Source organism: Dyella monticola (genome assembly GCF_003363155.1).
In the GTDB taxonomy this organism is placed as follows: domain Bacteria; phylum Pseudomonadota; class Gammaproteobacteria; order Xanthomonadales; family Rhodanobacteraceae; genus Dyella_B; species Dyella_B monticola.
Genome location: NZ_QRBE01000028.1, coordinates 1 through 5,544 on the forward strand (window position 1 = coordinate 1; position 5,544 = coordinate 5,544).

2 tRNA genes and 3 rRNA genes are annotated in these 5,544 nt (G+C 54.7%); all 5 read right to left on the reverse strand.

The features are described 5' to 3' along the window. Positions 1-66 precede the first annotated feature (66 nt). A 5S ribosomal RNA gene (gene rrf / locus DWU98_RS21365) occupies positions 67-179 on the reverse strand. Positions 180-352: 173 nt separating this feature from the next. Beyond that, a 23S ribosomal RNA gene (locus DWU98_RS21370) occupies positions 353-3,232 on the reverse strand. Between the two features lie 219 nt (positions 3,233-3,451). Continuing rightward, positions 3,452-3,527: transfer RNA gene (locus tag DWU98_RS21375), tRNA-Ala, on the reverse strand. Positions 3,528-3,552: 25 nt separating this feature from the next. Beyond that, positions 3,553-3,629, reverse strand: a tRNA-Ile gene (locus tag DWU98_RS21380). Between the two features lie 110 nt (positions 3,630-3,739). Further along, positions 3,740-5,284: ribosomal RNA gene (locus tag DWU98_RS21385) — 16S ribosomal RNA — on the reverse strand. The 16S, 23S and 5S rRNA genes sit together here with 2 tRNA genes alongside, the layout of an rRNA operon. Positions 5,285-5,544: the final 260 nt, after the last annotated feature.

The window sequence follows — 5,544 nt, forward strand, 5'->3', positions numbered from 1 at the left end:
GGATGTACCCGGCGCACCAAAGCAAAAACCCCCACCGGACTCGGTGAGGGTTTTTTAGGATAAAGCCCCTGGCGGTGACCTACTCTTGCATGGAAGTCCACACTACCATCGGCGCAGCTGCGTTTCACTTCCGAGTTCGGGATGGGATCGGGTGGGGCCACAGCGCTATAGCCGCCAGGGAAAGGGTTGAAGCAGCGCTTGAGCGCCGGCTTCAAGAGGGGTAAACGAGTGACAAGCGTCTGGTGAAGTTCTGGAGATGTTTCGTTGGTGATCACACTCTTGGACTCGTCCAACCATGAGTGGCTGGACCCGTCGCAGAGGGATCGGCACATGCGAAGCGTCTTGGGGTTATATGGTCAAGCCGCACGGCTCATTAGTACGCGTTAGCTCAGTGCATTGCTGCATGTCCACACCGCGCCTATCAACCACCTAGTCTAGATGGGGCCTTAAGGAGAGTCGAACTCTCGGGAGATCTCATCTTGGGGCGTGCTTCCCGCTTAGATGCTTTCAGCGGTTATCACTTCCGTTCGTAGCTACCGGGCAATGCCATTGGCATGACAACCCGAACACCAGCGGAACGTCCACTCCGGTCCTCTCGTACTAGGAGCAGCCCCCCTCAAATCTCCAACGCCCACGACAGATAGGGACCGAACTGTCTCACGACGTTCTGAACCCAGCTCGCGTACCACTTTAAATGGCGAACAGCCATACCCTTGGGACCGGCTACAGCCCCAGGATGTGATGAGCCGACATCGAGGTGCCAAACACCGCCGTCGATATGAACTCTTGGGCGGTATCAGCCTGTTATCCCCGGAGTACCTTTTATCCGTTGAGCGATGGCCCTTCCATACAGAACCACCGGATCACTAAGACCTACTTTCGTACCTGCTTGATCCGTCGATCTTGCAGTCAAGCACGCTTATGCCTTTGCACACAGTGCGCGATGTCCGACCGCGCTGAGCGTACCTTCGTGCTCCTCCGTTACGCTTTGGGAGGAGACCGCCCCAGTCAAACTACCCACCATACACGGTCCCCGATCCGGATTACGGACCTAGGTTAGAACGTCAAGCACTTCAGGGTGGTATTTCAAGGTTGGCTCCACCAAGACTAGCGTCCTGGTTTCATAGCCTCCCACCTATCCTACACAGAAGAACTCAACGTTCAGTGTAAAGCTATAGTAAAGGTTCACGGGGTCTTTCCGTCTTGCCGCGGGAACGCTGCATCTTCACAGCGATTTCAATTTCACTGAGTCTCGGGTGGAGACAGCGCCGCTGTCGTTACGCCATTCGTGCAGGTCGGAACTTACCCGACAAGGAATTTCGCTACCTTAGGACCGTTATAGTTACGGCCGCCGTTTACTGGGGCTTCGATCAAGAGCTTCGCCTTGCGGCTGACCCCATCAATTAACCTTCCAGCACCGGGCAGGCGTCACACCCTATACGTCCACTTTCGTGTTTGCAGAGTGCTGTGTTTTTGATAAACAGTCGCAGCGGCCAGGTTACTGCGACCCATCAGTGCTCAGTCACGCATGTGACCACACCGGTGGGCGCACCTTCTCCCGAAGTTACGGTGCCATTTTGCCTAGTTCCTTCACCCGAGTTCTCTCAAGCGCCTTGGGATTCTCACCCTGCCTACCAGTGTCGGTTTACGGTACGGTTTGCTGTAGCTGAAGCTTAGTGGCTTTTCCTGGAAGCGTGGTCTCAGTCACTTCGCCTAATAAGGGCTCGTCTCGGTGCTCGGTGTATGGATGCCCGGATTTGCCTAAGCATCCCACCTACCGCCTTTCCCCGGGACAACCAACGCCCGGTAGACCTAACCTTCTCCGTCCCCACATCGCACTACAGTCAAGTGCTGGAATATTAACCAGCTTCCCATCGACTACGCATTTCTGCCTCGCCTTAGGGGCCGACTCACCCTGCGCCGATGAACGTTGCGCGAGGAAACCTTGGGCTTTCGGCGTGCGGGCTTTTCACCCGCATTATCGTTACTCATGTCAGCATTCGCACTTCTGATACCTCCAGCAGGCTTCTCAACCCACCTTCACAGGCGTACAGAACGCTCCTCTACCGCGCACACTTACGTGTGCACCCCGAGCTTCGGTGTCATGCTTAGCCCCGTTAAATCTTCCGCGCAGACCGACTCGACCAGTGAGCTATTACGCTTTCTTTAAAGGGTGGCTGCTTCTAAGCCAACCTCCTGGCTGTCTATGCCTTTCCACATCGTTTTCCACTTAGCATGAACTTGGGGACCTTAGCTGCGGGTCTGGGTTGTTTCCCTTTTCACGACGGACGTTAGCACCCGCCGTGTGTCTCCCGTACATTCTGTCCTGGTATTCGGAGTTTGCCATGGTTTACTAAGCCGCGATGGCCCGCTAGCCATAACAGTGCTCTACCCCCAGGAAGATTCATACGAGGCGCTACCTAAATAGCTTTCGAGGAGAACCAGCTATCTCCGAGTTTGTTTAGCCTTTCACTCCTAGCCTCAGCTCATCCCCATCTATTGCAACAGATGTGGGTTCGGTCCTCCAGTGCGTGTTACCGCACCTTCAACCTGGCCAAGGCTAGATCACTCGGTTTCGGGTCTACTGCCAGAGACTATGCGCCCTATTCAGACTCGGTTTCCCTTCGCCTCCCCTATACGGTTAAGCTTGCCACTGACAGTAAGTCGCTGACCCATTATACAAAAGGTACGCAGTCACCCTTACGGGCTTCCACTGCTTGTACGTATACGGTTTCAGGGTCTATTTCACTCCCCTCTCCGGGGTTCTTTTCGCCTTTCCCTCACGGTACTTGTTCGCTATCGGTCAGTCAGGAGTATTTAGCCTTGGAGGATGGTCCCCCCATGTTCAGACAAGGTTTCTCGTGCCTCGCCTTACTCAATTTCATGCACCGTGCCTTTTCGCCTACAGGGCTATCACCTGCTACGGCCAGCCTTTCCAGACTGTTCGGCTAAAACATGATGCACTTTTGGGCTGCTCCCCGTTCGCTCGTCGCTACTGAGGGAATCTCGGTTGATTTCTTTTCCTCCGGGTACTTAGATATTTCAGTTCCCCGGGTTCGCTTCGCTCAGCTATGTATTCACTGAGCGATACTCCTTACGGAGTGGGTTTCCCCATTCGGACATTGCCGGATCAAAGCTTGTTGCCAGCTCCCCGACACTTTTCGCAGGCTGCCACGTCCTTCATCGCCTCTGACTGCCAAGGCATCCACCGTATACGCTTAGTCGCTTGACCATATAACCCCAAGTCGCCTCAGGGCTACTCCCCTTCCTCCTCAGGAAATGGGATTCGCCAAACAACGCATTCGCTTACTTCTTTGCCTCAACGACACATCTCGGTTCAGTTCAAAACCAAGACGCTTGTCACTCGTTTACATTTTCAAAGAACACGATAACGGCCTCAGCGCCGTCTCGCTTCAACAATCTTTTGTGTGCGCTACACATCCATTCGAACTGGTGGAGCCAGTCGGGATCGAACCGACGACCCCCTGCTTGCAAAGCAGGTGCTCTCCCAGCTGAGCTATGGCCCCGTAAGTCCGGGTCGCTCCCCAATACTGGTGGGTCTAGGTGGACTCGAACCACCGGCCTCACCCTTATCAGGGGTGCGCTCTAACCACCTGAGCTACAGACCCATAAAGCTTTTCGACCTCTCCCTTGTGGAGATAGGCCGTTCACGCCGTCGGCGTGCGGATGTGCAGGTGTCTTGTGTGGACGTCTTGCGGCAAAGCCGCTGTCGTTCTCGAAAGGAGGTGATCCAGCCGCACCTTCCGATACGGCTACCTTGTTACGACTTCACCCCAGTCATGAACCACTCCGTGGTCGTCGCCCCCCTTGCGGTTAGGCTAACGGCTTCTGGAGCAACTCACTCCCATGGTGTGACGGGCGGTGTGTACAAGGCCCGGGAACGTATTCACCGCAGCATAGCTGATCTGCGATTACTAGCGATTCCGACTTCACGTAGTCGAGTTGCAGACTACGATCCGGACTGGGATCGGCTTTCTGGGATTGGCTCCACCTCGCGGTCTCGCAACCCTCTGTACCGACCATTGTAGTACGTGTGTAGCCCTGGCCGTAAGGGCCATGATGACTTGACGTCATCCCCACCTTCCTCCGGTTTGTCACCGGCAGTCTCCTTAGAGTTCCCACCTTTACGTGCTGGCAACTAAGGACAAGGGTTGCGCTCGTTGCGGGACTTAACCCAACATCTCACGACACGAGCTGACGACAGCCATGCAGCACCTGTGTTCTGGTTCCCGAAGGCACTTCCGCATCTCTGCAGAATTCCAGACATGTCAAGGCCAGGTAAGGTTCTTCGCGTTGCATCGAATTAAACCACATACTCCACCGCTTGTGCGGGCCCCCGTCAATTCCTTTGAGTTTCAGTCTTGCGACCGTACTCCCCAGGCGGCGAACTTAACGCGTTAGCTTCGACACTGATCTCCGAGTTGAGACCAACATCCAGTTCGCATCGTTTAGGGCGTGGACTACCAGGGTATCTAATCCTGTTTGCTCCCCACGCTTTCGTGCCTCAGCGTCAGTGTTGAGCCAGATGGCCGCCTTCGCCACTGATGTTCCTCCCGATCTCTACGCATTTCACCGCTACACCGGGAATTCCACCATCCTCTCTCACACTCTAGCTTCCCAGTATCCACTGCCATTCCCAGGTTGAGCCCGGGGATTTCACAGCAGACTTAAGAAACCGCCTACGCACGCTTTACGCCCAGTAATTCCGATTAACGCTTGCACCCTTCGTATTACCGCGGCTGCTGGCACGAAGTTAGCCGGTGCTTATTCCTCAGGTACCGTCAGCCCCATAGGGTATTAACCCGTGGTATTTCGCTCCTGATAAAAGTGCTTTACAACCCGAAGGCCTTCTTCACACACGCGGCATTGCTGGATCAGGCTTGCGCCCATTGTCCAATATTCCCCACTGCTGCCTCCCGTAGGAGTCTGGGCCGTGTCTCAGTCCCAGTGTGGCTGATCATCCTCTCAGACCAGCTATCGATCGTCGCCTTGGTGAGCCTTTACCTCACCAACTAGCTAATCGAACATCGGTCCATCCAACCGCGCGAGGTCCGAAGATCCCCCGCTTTCTCCCGTAGGACGTATGCGGTATTAGCGTAAGTTTCCCTACGTTATCCCCCACGTCTGGGCAGGTCCCGATGTATTCCTCACCCGTCCGCCACTCGCCACCCATCGTATTGCTACGACTGTGCTGCCGTTCGACTTGCATGTGTTAGGCATGCCGCCAGCGTTCAATCTGAGCCAGGATCAAACTCTTCACTTAAGTTTTCGACCATCCGTAGATGATCTATCTTTCTGAAGCGTTGTCCTAACCGTAAAACGTCAAGCTTTTGAATTGACTCTTAGGTTAGACGCTTGCATTTATTGGACAGCTTTCGCTTCCACCGCAAGACGCCCACACAAGTCACCTGCGCACACTGTCAAAGATCAATCACTTGCAACCTTCTTTTCAAGATTGCCCCGAAGCATTTCGTCCCGGGTGAGCCGCCCATTCTACATCCCTTTGTTGGTCCGTCAACACCC